The organism is Streptomyces sp. NPDC048337 (assembly GCF_043201175.1).
Lineage (GTDB): Bacteria > Actinomycetota > Actinomycetes > Streptomycetales > Streptomycetaceae > Streptomyces.
In genome coordinates this window covers 1-14255 of sequence record NZ_JBICYR010000030.1, presented here as the reverse complement: position 1 = coordinate 14255, position 14255 = coordinate 1, and the positions used below count along the sequence as shown (strand labels likewise).

The 14255-nt window shown below is 69.8% G+C and carries 9 protein-coding genes; 3 read left to right on the top strand and 6 right to left on the bottom strand.

Annotated elements, in window-relative coordinates; genetic code table 11:
- Nucleotides 1-23 precede the first annotated feature (23 nt).
- Nucleotides 24-593: a hypothetical protein gene (locus tag ACGFYU_RS33245; protein ID WP_393831016.1), complete on the top strand. Its 570-nt coding sequence runs from the start codon at nucleotides 24-26 to the stop codon at nucleotides 591-593.
- Between the two features lie 800 nt (nucleotides 594-1393).
- Here the strand turns inward: ACGFYU_RS33245 and ACGFYU_RS33240 are convergent.
- The 4 genes from ACGFYU_RS33240 to ACGFYU_RS33225 all read right to left on the bottom strand — a co-directional run bounded on the left by ACGFYU_RS33240 (nucleotide 1394) and on the right by ACGFYU_RS33225 (nucleotide 6490).
- Nucleotides 1394-2020: an XRE family transcriptional regulator gene (locus ACGFYU_RS33240; RefSeq protein WP_393831015.1), complete on the bottom strand. Its 627-nt coding sequence runs from the start codon at nucleotides 2018-2020 to the stop codon at nucleotides 1394-1396.
- Between the two features lie 1244 nt (nucleotides 2021-3264).
- On the bottom strand, nucleotides 3265-4917 hold the full coding sequence (locus ACGFYU_RS33235) for a phospho-sugar mutase (RefSeq protein WP_393831014.1): 1653 nt from the start codon (nucleotides 4915-4917) through the stop codon (nucleotides 3265-3267).
- Between the two features lie 35 nt (nucleotides 4918-4952).
- A complete protein-coding gene (locus ACGFYU_RS33230) occupies nucleotides 4953-5759 on the bottom strand; it encodes a purine-nucleoside phosphorylase (protein WP_393831013.1) in 807 nt (268 codons plus the stop codon).
- Between the two features lie 293 nt (nucleotides 5760-6052).
- The gene (locus ACGFYU_RS33225) at nucleotides 6053-6490 is read right to left on the bottom strand and encodes a gamma-glutamylcyclotransferase (protein ID WP_007266087.1); all 438 of its coding nucleotides are present in this window, start codon (nucleotides 6488-6490) and stop codon (nucleotides 6053-6055) included.
- Nucleotides 6491-6684: 194 nt separating this feature from the next.
- On the opposite strand from ACGFYU_RS33225, the gene ACGFYU_RS33220 reads away from it, so the two are divergent.
- Complete coding sequence (locus ACGFYU_RS33220) at nucleotides 6685-8124, top strand: NAD(P)H-quinone dehydrogenase (RefSeq protein WP_393831012.1); 1440 nt, start codon at nucleotides 6685-6687, stop codon at nucleotides 8122-8124.
- 175 nt (nucleotides 8125-8299) lie between these two features.
- Nucleotides 8300-9250, top strand: a complete 951-nt coding sequence (locus tag ACGFYU_RS33215) for a DeoR/GlpR family DNA-binding transcription regulator (RefSeq protein WP_393831011.1) — start codon at nucleotides 8300-8302, stop codon at nucleotides 9248-9250.
- Nucleotides 9251-9324: 74 nt separating this feature from the next.
- Here the strand turns inward: ACGFYU_RS33215 and ACGFYU_RS33210 are convergent, their stop codons facing one another.
- Nucleotides 9325-9735 carry a hypothetical protein gene (locus ACGFYU_RS33210; protein ID WP_393831010.1) on the bottom strand — a complete coding sequence of 137 codons (411 nt, stop codon included), beginning with the start codon at nucleotides 9733-9735 and terminating at the stop codon, nucleotides 9325-9327.
- A 17-nt stretch (nucleotides 9736-9752) separates the two neighbouring features.
- On the bottom strand, nucleotides 9753-14255 hold a 4503-nt coding region (locus tag ACGFYU_RS33205; protein WP_393831009.1), incomplete at its 5' end, for an RHS repeat-associated core domain-containing protein.

The following is a 14255-nucleotide window of genomic DNA, read 5'->3' as shown; positions in this document are numbered from 1 at the left end:
GGTGCGGGATCAGGGCGACTACCGTGCCGGTGGACGTGGGGCCGGCGCCCTCGCGGGTGTCGTGCGACACCCCGGAGCAGCCGAGCGGGCAGAGCGGGGTGCAGGGCTTCCGGGCCACGGTGGAACTGGTCTGCGGATCGCAGCTGGTGGGCGTGGAGCGGGTGGTTCCGGTACCGGAGAAGCGGACGCTGAAGGACCCCGTGGCGCTCGTCGCGCAGGCGCTGCTGGAGGCGCTGGAGCGGACGCCCTCCGGGGAGGAGCGGGACGCGGGCTTCACGACCGGGGTCCCGGAGGGGCTGACGGCGGTCGCGCCGAGGGCGGGGGACCCGGCGGGCACGGTACGGCTGAGCCGCAAGCCGGAGGATCTGCCGCCGGTGGCGCTGTCGCAGATCGTGTGCACGCTGGCGGGCAGCGACGCGGTGTCGGCGGGGCCGGGACCGGTGGTCCTGGGCGGCCCGAACGCGGATCCGCCGCGCACCTGGGAATGCACGGACGCGGTCCGTTCCCGGCCGGAGTCGGTCCTGACGCTGGGGGAGATCGCCCGGCCTACGGCCTCGGCGGGGGCTACGGCGGGGGCGACTGCGGGGCGGTAGGGGGCTCGGCGGGGGCCTTGGCGGGGGCTTGAGAGCGTGCGGGGCTGCTGCGGGTGCGGGTGCGGGTGCGGGTGGTGGCTTACGTCGCCTCGCGCGGGCCGGCTTTTGCCCCCTCGAGCTCCCGGGCCCGGTCGGTGGCTGCCCACCCGCCCCCCTGGGTGCGGGCTGGTGCGTCGCTTTGCGGCGCGGGCCTGCTTTCCCCTCGGGCTCCCGGGCTCGGCCGGTGGGTGGGGCGCCTTGTGGCGCGGCGCCTGGCCCCGTCGGCCAGGACCCCGATTGGCAGGGCCTCGGCTGGGCGGTCTCAGGGAGGGTTGGGGGTTTCCCGTCAGTCTCATCGTCCTTCCGGGGCGGGTCGGCCTGTAAAGGGCGCTCCTCCTTCGTCGTCGCGTCGCTTGCGCGATGGCCTTCGGCCACCCTTGACAGGCCGACCCGCCCCGGAAAAACGAAGACTGCCGGGAAGCCCCCAAAAGAACGGCACGGGTGATGGGTGAAGGGACGGGCCCGTCAGGGATGCGGCGAGGGGCCGGGGCTCCGCCCGTCGGGCAGCCGGGGAGGTGTCCAGCTGATTCCGCGCCGGGCGAGCGCGTCGGATCGCTACGCGCTTCGCTCTTCCCGGCGGCCGTCGGCCGTCTGGGGCTGGTGCCCGCACCAAATGCCGACCTCATCGCCCTGCGGAGCAGCCCGGCGCGTCGGATCGCTACGCGCTTCTCTCTCTTCGGCGTCCGCCGGCCGCCTGAGGCTCGTGCCTGCGCCAAATGCTGACCTCATCGCCCTGCGGGGCAGCCCGGCGCATTGGATCGCTACGCGCTCCTGTCGTCTCGGCGTCCGCCGGCTGTCTGGGGTTGGTCGAACGCGTACGGGGTGCCCCGCTCCCACAGCTCCTCGGCATGGCCGGCAAAGCGGTCGAACATGCCTTCCTCGCCGTGTCGGCGGAGGTGGAACATGGGCGAGTCATGCCCGATCACGCGCGCGAGGTGAGGTGTGACGAGGGCGTCGGAGTCGAAAAGGAACACGCTCAGGCCGACGTGGTTCGTGGCGTCTTCCGGGGCGCTGACTCGGACTTCCAAGCCGTCCAGGGGGCCGAGCCGATCCAGTTGTTCCAGAGTCATGCGGATGCGAGTGGAGACGGTCAGGGCCGCGTCCTCGATTGCCTCGCGCTGGCGAGTGGTCTCGCCGTTCGGGTCGCCCAAGAGGAAACGGATCCGGCATCCGCTCTTGATCTTTTTTCGAATGATCCCGGAGAAGTCGGGGATCGTGGTCCAGAAGAAGTAGTTCGTGTACCCCGACAGCAGCATGTCGGCGGTCGTCTCGGTGACCAGCTTCGCCCACGTCGTGGAAGGGCACGCGGAACGGTAGGGGTACGAGTGGACCAGCTCCCTGTCCTGCCCGACCTTCACGCGGCTGGTCACTGCTTCGGGCCAGATCATGCGCTCTTCAACTCCCAACACCCGCGCCACATCCGCACGGTTTCGAGCATGCGGGACCAGCGCGGGATCTGCTAACCAACGAGTGACCGTTCTCCCGGACACCCCTACCCGATCAGCCAACTGGTGCGGCCTCATACCAGCGTCGGCCATAGCTGAACTCAGGGCCGTGTTCAAGGGTCCTCCACTGGACATTTGGGCGTTCTGTGGAACATAGCGCGGGACGGCCCAACCGTCCCGGGATATGGGCAGATACGTCCGCACGGGCGGAGCAGTCTGAGTTCATCGGCGACCAGAGCGCGGGAGGTCTGATGGACGGGTATCGACGTGCGGTCATGGGTGGGGTCATTCTGACTCCACCTGAACGCTTCATCTCACTGGAACAGTTGGTGGCTGCGCTGGCTGTCGTGTGCTCGGACGAGCACGACCGCGCCCGCCGCCTCTTTGGCGAAGGCTGTGAACGCCGGTTGCGGATCCTCGCGGCGCCGGGTGATGACCTTGCGCGACGGTGAGACGCGGCATGTCTGCGGGGCGACGAGTGAGCTGCCCTTGGTGCTGGCCCTTGCCGCGGTACAGGTCGCCGACGAGGGGCGGGATGCTCTCGAGCTCGTCGATCCGGGCCTCCGGTGCACCCTCGGGCCGCACCGTGGGCGCCATCATGATGTGGTCTTGGACATGGACCGGGAAGACAGCGCGGTGTGGACCTCCTGGCGCACGGGCGAGTCGCCGTCCGCCGTTGAAGTGCTGGGGAACTGTGGCGCGACCAATGGTCTGGGTGCAGGGAACGATGATGCATGCGTGCAATTCGCAGGTCACCCCGATGAACACTCCTGGGCCCTGTTCGATCCGGTATTGGACTACATCGATCAGTACTTGCCGGAGGCGTTGCTCCGGGCGGCCGGGAGCTGGGGAACTGCACCAGGCAGAAGAGACGGCTCCCTGAGGGGGCCGTTGAGGGCTGGGGTCAGATGCCCATGGCTGCTGCCAGGCCCTTCTTGATTGCATTCAGGTGGGACGGTGCGAGGTGGATGGTCCGGCAGGGGGGTACGACGGGCCTGTGGGACCGGATCACCGAGCGCCTTGCCCAGTGGCAGGTGGACGGGCGGCCATCGGCGGATCGGATGCAGTTGCACGTCGGTCCGGATGGGCAGCGCCTCACCTGGGCGTAGGGCATCCCCCAAAGACGCCGTCGGCCCCCCGAGGAGGAGCTCAGGGGGCCGACGGACGGAGTGCGGCGCGGGAAAGGATCAGATGCCCATGGCTGCTGCCAGGTCCTTTTTGATCGCGTCCAGGATTTCCTGGCCGCGGGTGCGGGCCGGGGGCAGGTCGGAGGGTTCGGGTACCGGGACCACGACCTCCAGGTAGCACTTCAGCTTCGGCTCCGTGCCCGACGGGCGGACGATCACGCGGGCCTTGTAGTCGCCGTCCAGGTAGTAGCGGAGGCCGTCCGTGGGCGGGAGGGATTCCGTGCCCTGCGTCAGGTCCTCCGTCGAGGTGACGTGCAGGCCCGCCAGGGACGTCGGCGGCTGTGCGCGGAGTTGGGCCATCGCCGAGGTGATGACCGAGAGGTCCGAGACGCGGACCGAGAGCTGGTCGGTGGCGTGCAGGCCGTGGGCCATCGCCAGGTCGTCCAGCAGGTCCGTGAGGGTGCGGCCCTGTTCCTTGAGTTCCGAGGCCAGTTCCGCCACCAGGAGGGCCGCCGTTACGCCGTCCTTGTCGCGGACGCCCTCCGGGTCCACGCAGTAGCCGAGGGCTTCCTCGTAGCCGTAGCGCAGGCCCTCCACGCGGGCGATCCACTTGAAGCCCGTGAGGGTTTCCTCGTACGGGAGGCCTGCGGCCTCTGCGATTCGGCCGAGGAGGGAGGAAGAGACGATGGATTCCGCGAAGGTGCCCTCTGCGCCCTTGTGGACCAGGTGGGCCGCCAGGAGGGCGCCCACCTCGTCGCCGCGGAGCATGCGCCAGCCGCCGTTGTCCGGCACCGCCACCGCGCAGCGGTCCGCGTCCGGGTCGTTGGCGATGACGATGTCCGGGTTCACTTCGGCGGCCTTCGCGAAGGACAGGTCCATCGCGCCCGGCTCCTCCGGGTTGGGGAAGGCGACCGTGGGGAAGGCCGGGTCGGGCTCCGCCTGCTCCGCGACCAGGACGGGGGTCGGGAAGCCGTGGCGGGCGAAGGTCGCCATGACGACGTCCTTGCCGACACCGTGCATGGCCGTGTAGACGGTCCGCACGCCCCGGGGACCGCCGGGGGTCAGGACGGAGTCCGTGCGGGTCAGGTAGGCCTCCAGGACCTCCTCGTCGAGCTGGAGCCAGCCCTCCGAGGGACGGGGGACCGAGTCGAGTGTCGTCACGCGGGCGATGTGCCCCGCGATCTCGGCGTCCGCGGGGGAGACGATCTGGGAGCCGTCGCCGAGGTAGACCTTGTAGCCGTTGTCCCGGGGCGGGTTGTGGCTCGCGGTCACCTCGACGCCGGCGACGGCGCCCAGGTGCCTTATGGCGTACGCGAGGACGGGCGTGGGGAGGGGGCGGGGCAGGACGGCCGCGCGCAGTCCGGCGCCGGTCATGACGGCCGCCGTGTCGCGGGCGAAGTCCGCGGACTTGTAGCGGGCGTCGTAGCCGACGACCACCAGGCCGCCCTCGTGGCCCTGGGCCTTGAGGTAGGCCGCCAGGCCCGCCGCGGCGCGGATGACCACGGAACGGTTCATCCGCATCGGGCCCGCGCCGATCTCGCCGCGCAGTCCGGCGGTGCCGAACTGGAGCGTGCCGGAGAACCGGTCCGCCAGTTCCGTCACGTCGCCGGCCTCGATGAGCTTGGCGAGCTCGGCCGCCGTCTCCGGGTCCGGGTCCTCTGCCAGCCAGGCCTGGGCCTGGGTGATCAGGTCGTCCTGTGCCTGTTCCTGCACTACTTCCGCCTTAGCTTCTCGTACGGGCCCGTGCCTCAGATGCGGGCGAGGACCTGGGTCAGCAGCTTGCCCATGCGCGCGGCCGAGTCGCGGCCGGCCTGGAGGACCTCTTCGTGGTTCAGCGGCTCGCCGGAGATGCCCGCCGCCAGGTTGGTGACCAGGGAGATGCCGAGCACCTCGGCGCCGGCCTCACGGGCGGCGATGGCCTCCAGCACGGTGGACATGCCGACCAGGTCGGCGCCCATGACGCGGATCATGTTGATCTCGGCCGGGGTCTCGTAGTGCGGGCCGGGGAACTGGACGTAGACGCCCTCTTCGAGGGTCGGGTCGACCTGCTTGCACAGCTCGCGCAGGCGCGGCGAGTACAGGTTGGTGAGGTCCACGAAGTTCGCGCCGATGATCGGCGAGGTGGCCGTCATGTTGATGTGGTCGCTGATCAGGACCGGCTGGCCGGGCTGCATGCCCTGGCGCAGGCCGCCGCAGCCGTTGGTCAGGACGACGGTCTTGCAGCCGGCGGCGACGGCGGTACGGACGCCGTGGGCGACGGCGGCGACGCCGCGGCCCTCGTAGTAGTGGGTCCGGCCGAGGAAGACCAGGGCGCGCTTGTCGCCGATCTTGTACGAGCGGACCTTGCCGCCGTGGCCCTCGACTGCGGCGGGCGGGAACCCGGGCAGCTCGGTGACGGAGAACTCGGCCTCGGGAGCGCCGAGCGCCTCGGCGGCGGGGGCCCAGCCGGAGCCCATCACGAGGGCGACATCGTGGGTCTCGGCGCCCGTCAGCTCGCGGAGGCGGGCGGCGGCGGCGGAGGCGGCGGCGAAGGGGTCGGTAACAGATGCGTTCACGCGGACGAGCGTAGCCGAGCATTGCCTACGCGCGTAGATGGCACAGCTCACGGTGTTCGGATCGTTGCCTTGTCGTTTCCGCCGAATCGTCCCCGACGGGTGTTCGGGCCGGTACGGCGCCGCCGACGGGACGCTGTCCTGGCTTGCATCTGCGGCCCGGTGGGCTGGATTGCCCGCAGGGCAATTTCAGCCTCGCCGGCGTTTGAGGCGCGGGGTCCGGGGCGGAGCCCCCCCGCAGCGGTGCCGCACCCGCGGGACGGCCCTGGTCCGGCCGGGGACCGCACGGGCTGCGGCTAGCAGGGGCGCTTGCGGAGTTCCATCACGTAGTCGTGCGGGGCGCCCGCGGACTCGGCCGCGTCCGCGATCTCCCCCAGGTAGCGTGCCGACGGCAGGCCGCCCTCGTAGCCGTTGAGGACGTAGCACCAGGCCGCCTCCTCGCCGTCCAGGGTGTGGACCCGGATCCGCATGCGGCGGTAGATGTCCAGCCCCACGCCCTCCCAGCGGTCCATCGAGTCCTCGTCCAGCGGCGCGATGTCGTACAGGGCGACGAAGACCTGCTGGCGCGGGGCCTCGACGATCGTGGCGAGGGCGCCCTCCCAGCCCATCTGCTCGCCGCCGAAGGTCAGCCGCCAGTCGTTGATCCAGCCCGTGCCGCGCAGCGGCGAATGGGGAGCGCGGCGCGTCATCAGCCGCGGGTCGAGGTTGCCGGCGTACGCGGCGTAGAGCGACATGAGGTCGAGGGTACGGGAGGGGTGCCGGTGCACGCGTGCCCGGATGGTGCCCCGGGGTCCTCGTATGGAGGGACCGGGCGCGAAGCACCTTGAAGCGTGCGGGACAATGGGGCACGGAATGCATCCCCCGGGGAGACCCCCCGGACGACCGGTCGGGGCGGCAGCCGGCCGGGTAGACGTGAGGCGGAGTTTTCGTGACCCGGATCGTGATCATCGGCGGCGGACCCGGCGGGTACGAGGCGGCCCTCGTAGGGGCCCAGCTCGGCGCGGAGGTGACCGTCGTGGACTGCGACGGTCTGGGCGGGGCCTCGGTCCTGACCGACTGCGTGCCCTCCAAGACGCTCATCGCGACCGCCGAGGTCATGACGACCTTCGACTCGTCGTACGAGGAGCTCGGCATCGTCGTCGCCGACGACACCCCGCACATCGAGCAGGCCGCGCGCGTCGTCGGCGTCGACCTCGGCAAGGTGAACCGGCGCGTGAAGCGCCTCGCGCTCGCCCAGTCGCACGACATCACCGCCTCCGTCACGCGGGCCGGCGCCCGTGTCGTACGCGGCCGGGGCAAGCTCGGCGGGCCGCAGGGCATCGACGGCACGCGGGACGTCATCGTCACCGCCGCCGACGGCACGGAGACGATCCTGACCGCCGACGCCGTACTGATCGCCACCGGCGGCACCCCGCGCGAGATCCCCGACGCCATGCCCGACGGCGAGCGGATCCTGAACTGGACCCAGGTCTACGACCTCGACGAGCTCCCCGAGGAGCTCATCGTGGTCGGCTCCGGTGTGACCGGCGCCGAGTTCGCCGGCGCGTACCAGGCCCTCGGGTCCCGGGTGACCCTGGTCTCCTCCCGTGACCGCGTGCTGCCGGGCGAGGACCCGGACGCGGCCGCCGTCCTCGAGGACGTCTTCCGGCGGCGCGGCATGAACGTCATCGGCCGCTCGCGTGCCGAGTCCGCCAAGCGCGTCGGCGACCGGGTGGAGGTCACCCTCTCCGACGGCAGGGTCATCACCGGCACCCACTGCCTGATGGCGGTCGGCGCGATCCCCAACACCAAGGACATGAACCTGGAGGAGTCCGGGGTCCGGCTCAAGGACTCCGGGCACATCTGGACCGACAAGGTCTCGCGTACGTCCTCGCCCGGCGTGTACGCGGCCGGCGACGTCACCGGCATCTTCGCGCTGGCCTCCGTGGCCGCCATGCAGGGCCGCATCGCGATGTACCACTTCCTCGGCGACGCGGTGGCCCCGCTGAACCTCAAGACGGTGTCGTCGAACGTCTTCACCGACCCCGAGATCGCCACCGTCGGCTACACCCAGGCCGACGTGGACGCCGGCAAGATCGACGCGCGCGTGGTGAAGCTGCCGCTGCTGCGCAACCCGCGCGCCAAGATGCAGGGCATCCGGGACGGCTTCGTGAAGCTGTTCTGCCGCCCGGGCACCGGAATCGTCGTCGGCGGCGTGGTCGTCTCCCCGCGCGCGAGCGAGCTGATCCACCCGATCTCGATCGCGGTCGACAACAACCTGACGGTCGAGCAGATCGCAAACGCGTTCACCGTGTACCCCTCCCTGTCGGGATCGATCGCGGAGGTGGCCCGCCAGCTGCACACGCGGAAGGCCGCCGGGGAGGCGTAACCGGCTCGAACCGCCGCATACCGCAAGGGGTTTGGGGCGGGGCGCCGTCTCGTGGCCGGCCGTTCACGCAACTCTCCGGCCGCGTATACCACTAGTCGCCCCGCCGTATGGACAACTTCGGTATTCCGGCGCAAGGAGCTGAAAGTAGACGGTCGTTGGGGTTACTGTCAGTTTCGTGTTCGCTGCAGAACGTCGCCAATTGATCCTCGAAATGGTGCGGGCCAACGGAGCCGTGTCGCTCCGGGAGCTCGCCCGCGTCGTCCAGACCTCCGAAGTGACCGTACGGCGGGACGTGCGGGCACTGGAGGCCGAAGGACTCCTCGACCGCCGGCATGGCGGTGCGGTGCTGCCGGGCGGTTTCACCCGTGAATCCGGCTTCCCGCAAAAGTCCCATCTCGCGACGGCGGAGAAGACCGCCATCGCCGATGTCGCGGCCTCCCTCGTCGAAGAGGGCGAGGCCGTCGTCGTCGGCGCGGGCACCACGACCCAGGAGCTGGCCCGCCGGCTCGCCCGGGTGCCCGGACTGACCGTGGTCACCAACTCGCTGCTGGTCGCCCAAGCGCTGGCCCACGCGAACCGCGTGGAGGTGGTGATGACCGGTGGCACCCTGCGCGGCTCCAACTACGCCCTCGTGGGCAGTGGTGCGGAGCAGTCCCTCCAGGGCCTCCGGGTCTCGCGCGCCTTCCTCTCCGGCAGCGGCCTGACCGCCGAGCGCGGCCTGTCGACGTCCAACATGCTGAGCGCGAGCGTCGACCGCGCCCTGGTCCAGGCGGCGGCGGAGGTGGTCGTCCTGGCCGACCACACGAAGCTCGGCACGGACACCATGTTCCAGACGGTGCCGACGGACGTGATGACCCGCCTGGTCACGGACGAGCCCCCGCCGCACGACGACCGGGCGGCCACGGAGCTCCAGGCCCTGGCGGACCAGGGCGTCCAGATCACGGTCGCGGGCGCGGCCGCCCCCGGCCAGGTGGACGGCATGCAGGGCCGCCGACCCCGCCGCGACACCCCCCTCCCGGTCCAGAGGCGAGGCGGCCCGACGGCGCAGCTCCGCAGCGCGCCCGCCGGGATGCTGGAACAGCAGGCCGGGGAGCGGGCGCGCGTGGCGGACATGCGCCGCCGCTGAGGGAAAAGGGGTGATGCCCGCCGCCGGTGGCGGCGGGCATCACCCCTTTCGTATCGGTTCCTGACTCGCCGACGTCAGCGCAGTGCGTCAGTCAACGGCCGGACGTCCGGTGCCACCTCGATCCAGCCCGGACCACCGGCCGGCAGGTACATCAGCCGAGGGCCGGGCTCACCGACGCGGTAGTGCAGTGCCAGTGGCATGTCGAACCCGAGATCTCCGATCAGCACCGATTCCGCCACCGGGACGGACACGTACCCGTCGGCGGCAACCGGGCCGGCTCCGTAGAGCGAGGCCTGTTCCGGAGTCTCGGCCCACCAGTGACCGGTCTCCCGAACCATCGCCTCCAGGGAGTACAGCACTGCCTGGGCGGTCGGACGGTCGGGCAGGACCTCCGTCAGGAACCCGGCGGCCCGCTCGAACTTCCAGGAGCCCGCGAGCATGGCGCCCACGATCTCCTCCGGAAGTTCGAAGGTCCCGATGCTCACCGTGGGGATTGTCGTTTTCAATCGCCCGTCACCCTTCTGCCCGTCGCGGTCCGCAGGGCGCCGAGGATCGCGGCCCGGTGCTCGGGCGGCGCGAAGCCTCCGTGCTGCGGGAAGTTCCGCCCGTTGACACCGCGGGACAGCCAGGTCACATGCAGGCCGCCGCCCTCCTGGATGACCGCGGTGAACCCGACCGTGTCCTGCGAATCGCCGAACATGCCCTTGTTCAGGATGTCGTGCCCGCCGCGCCGCGGCAGGATCCCGCCCGGGGTATCCCGGTCGCTGCGACGAGCCTCGAAATGTCCGGTCTTGGGATCGTAGATCCCGCTGTACGCCAAATCGGGCGCGTTCCCGTCGATGGAACCCTGGTTCTCCTCCTGGGTCCACTTGCTCGACAGGCCACCGCACTTGTTGTTGTGGACCAGGACGGGCGAGTCGTCGACGAGCACGTAGTACGTGTGCAGGTCGCTGACCGTCAGGTTGTGCACGGTTGCGGACAGCGCCATCCGGTGCTCGACCGCGGTGATCTGGACGACCGTGCCGGCGCTGGTGCGCAGCCACTGGCCTTGCCGCAGGTCGGTGGCGTCCACCCATTCGTCCAGGTCCTCGACCCAGAACGGGTGCCCTCCGGTGGCCGTTACCGAGGAATCGGCCGTCGCCGGGTCGCCGTCGGTGTCGACGGTGATCTCCACGAGGTTCTTGAAGCCCTGGGAATTGAACTCGGCGCTGACCTTCTCGACCTCGGTCTGCCCCGTCTCCGGGCGGGTGGCAACGACCTCGTCACCGATCTCGACGTCCTCGATGGGCTTGGCCGAGCCGTCCCCCATCAGGACCTTCGTGCCGGGGACAAAGCTGTTCTTGCAGCTGGCGCCCTCGGTCATCGACCCGCCGGAGTCGTTGTCCTTGCCCTGCGACTTCTTCGGGCCATCGCCCTTCTTGGTCTCCGAGGACTTGGACGCCTTGCCGTCGCCGTCGGCCTTCTTGGCCTTCTGTGCGGAGGCCTTGCCCTGCTTGGCCGCCGTGGCCTTGGCCTCGTCGGCTCGCTTCGCTGCTGCGGCTGCTGCCTCCTGTGCCTTTCTTCGGGCCGCTGCTGCTTCTTCCTCCAGTTTTCTGGCTCGTTCGGCGGCTTCCTCTATCTGCCGTTTCCATTCGGCGAGGTCTTCGGCGTATTTGGCCATGGCCTGCTGGTAGCGCTCGACCCGCCTGAGGATGTCGCGGGCCAGGGACAGTTTCTGTGCCCAGCTGTTGAAGGCTTCCCAGGCTCGGTCCAGTGCCTTGAGGATGCGCTTGGCGCGTCCTGCGAAGGGGAGTGCGGCGTCGAGGGCGAGTCCGGCGCATGCGCCCCAGTCGCCGCCGAGGCAGTCGCGGATGTCGTTGTAGCCGGAGGCGTCCTTGAGGATGCCCATGGCGACTTCGAGGGCGATGTCCAGGGCGCTCTTGCCCTGGATCATGTTGGCCCAGGCGGCTTCGGCGTCCGTGAAGTCCTTGATGGGCATCACGGGCGGTGCGATGGACAGGCCGCTGGGGTCGCTGAACGTCACCGGCGAGTTGTTCGCGTAGACGTACGGGTTCTGCTGCTTGGGCTCGTTGAAGTCGACGATGGGGTCGACGGAGATGAACCGGCCCGTCGCAGGGTCGTACTCACGCGCGCCCAGATGCACGAGCCCGGTGGACTCGTCGACCTCTCCGCCGACGAAGCCCTTCTTGCCCGGCCACATGGACGGGGCCGCGCCGCGGACCTCGCCGTAGGGCGTGAACTTGCGGCGGGTGACCGCCATGGTGGTGGCGTCCACCGAGGTGGTCGCCGTGCCGTTCTGGTCGGTCATCAGGTACGACGTCGTGATGACGCCGTCCTTGGCCGTCTTGACCATCGTCGGTCCGGCCGGGTGGCCGAAGTACCGGGTGCTCTCCAGCTTGCCCGCGGTCGTGAGTTTGACCTCGGTGCCCGGCAGGTACAGCGTGGTGCCGGACGGTTCGCGCTTGATCAGGCGGTTGCCGCCGGAGTCGTACACGAACTCCGTCGACTCCGTGCCCTTCGTGACCTTCGCCAGCTGACCTGAGGCGTCCCACTCCAGGTTCTGGGTGTCACCCAAGACGGTGCGGGTCTTGGTGTTGCCCGCCTCGTCGTACGTGTACGACTCGGTGCGGGTGCCGCCCGGTCCGGTGGTGTCGACCTTCTGCAGTCCGTTGGCGCCGGGCTGGCCGGGGGTGCCGTAGGTGTAGGTGCGGGTGACGTCCTTGGTGAGGTCACCGGTCGGGTTGTGCTGGACCTCCTTGGTGCGGTTGCCGGCCGCGTCGAAGCTGTACGAGCTCCAGTACGCGCTCGGACCGCCGACCTGGGGCTTGGAGCCGGGGCCGGATGCGTTCGGCTGGGCCGCGCAGTCGTCCGTGGCGGTCCAAGCCTCGTTCATGCGGCGCAGGTAGTCGTAGGCGAAGCACTGGACGTCGGTGGTCGCAGTGGCCTCCGGACCCTCCTTGTCGGTGATCTTCAGGATGTTGCCGACGGTGTCGTACTGGAACGACGTGTCGTTGATCCGGCTCGGCGACTGTTCCTTGTCGTTGACCGTTCGGGTGAGGAGGCGGGTCTGCTCGTCGTAGAAGTTGGTCGAGTAGATCTGGGATCCGGCGGGGCCGGATTCCGTGCGCAGCACGTCGCCCATGGGCGAGTAGTCGACCTTGCCGACGAAGGTCTTCCCCTGGATGCCCATGATGGTGGGCAGTTCGAGGTGGTTGTACTTCATGGTGCTGACTTCGGCGGGCAGGCCGCCGACTGCGGGCTGGTTCGTCCACGCCGTCAGGCCGGTGTTCGGCCGGTATCCGGTGGAGAAGTTGTACGAACCGGAGAGATCACCCTCCGATGCCGGGATGGTGATCTTCGTCCCGGTCGGGCGGTACTCGCTGTCGTAGCCGGTCACCTCCTGCGTGTAGGCGTTGCCGTTCACGTAGCGGGTCGATGCGACCGGCAGGCCAACGGCACCCGGCAGGGTGTCGAACGTAGTCGACGTCAGCTTCGGGCCCGTCACCGAACCCTCATGGGTGGCGATGACGCGTCCCAGGCCGTCGTACTCCGGGGCGACGACCTTGCCCCTGGCGTCCGTGACGGTCGCCAGTCGGTCGCCCTGCCCGTACGTCATCGTCGACGTGCCCTTGTCGGGGTCGGTCTGCTTGGTCTGGCGACCGCGGATGTCGTACTCGAAGCCCCACTTGTCGCCCGCCTGGTTGACGACCGACTCCAGCGCGCCGCGCTGGTTGTACGAGTAGAGCGTCTTGTCGTACGCGCCGGTGGGCGAGTCCGAGCGGAAGAAGCGGAGCTCGGTCTTGCGGCCCGCGCCGTCGAGGAAGGCCCGGGTGGGGGTTTCGCCCTTGGGCGGGTCGACGGTGATGTTGTCGCCGCCGTACGTGGTGGTCGTACGGGAGGTTTCCAGGCCGAACTTGCGGGAGATCTGCGCGGTCGAGCGGCCGGAGCCGTCGTACAAGGTCATCGTCGAGGACGGGACCTCGTTGTCCTTCGGTGCCCACTGGACGCCCGAGGGAGCGCCATCGGTGTAGTAGGCGCCGTTGCTCTTCCAGACCTGGCCGAGGCTGTTGTAGAAGGTGTCGGTGATGAGCCGGCCGCCTCCCAGTGCCTCCATCTGGGTCTGGCGGATGCGCAGGCTGCTGTCGTAGATGTCGTAGCTGGTGCGGTAGGTGCCGTCATCCAGGAGACTCTTGTTGGAGATGACGACCGGACCGTCGGTGCGGACGTCGTAGGAGAACTCGCCGTCGGGCGACTTCGAGAGCGGGTCGCGGTCCGGGGACCAGACCTTGAGCAGGCGGCCGAGGCCGTCGTACTGCATGACCTGACGGCGGCCGTTGGTGTCCTGCTTGGCCAGGATCGATCCGCGGCCCTGGTCGGTCTCGGTCGTCTGGGTGTGACCCGCCGGGTTGGTGGTGACGACCTTGGTGACGATCTGACCCGAGGCAGGGGTGTAGTCGAGCTTGGTGACCTTGCCGAACACGTCGGTGCTGGTCTTGGGGCGACCGTAGGCGTCGAAGGTCGCGCTGCCGTCCACCTGGTAGACCGGAGCGCCGTTGGAGTACCCGGTCAGCGACTCCGTGGACTTCACGTTGCCGGCGGCGTCGTAGGAGATGCGGATGTCCGCGGTCACGTCCGCCGGGCGCTGAAGGTTGGTGGCGTCACAGGCCTTGGCGACTGACTCGACCCGCTTCTGGCGGGCGATGATCCAGCGCGTCTCGTCCGAGTCGTACTCGTAGCGGCTGCAGCTGTCGTCGGACGGATCAGCGAGGTCTCCCTTGTTCGAGACCCATTCGGCGAAGCCTCGGGTGTCGTACTTGGTTTCCATGGCGGTGCGGCGCCAGCCGCGTCCGTCGGAGAGCAGGATGCGGGAGTTGACCCCTGTGGTCTGCTGGACGAAGGACTGCTGGGGTTCGATGTCCTCCTCGGGCGTGGCGCCCTTGCGGAGGCGCGTTGCCGTGGGGCCGTAGATCCACGGGGTGTAGGTCGTGGCCGCTTCGAGGGCGCC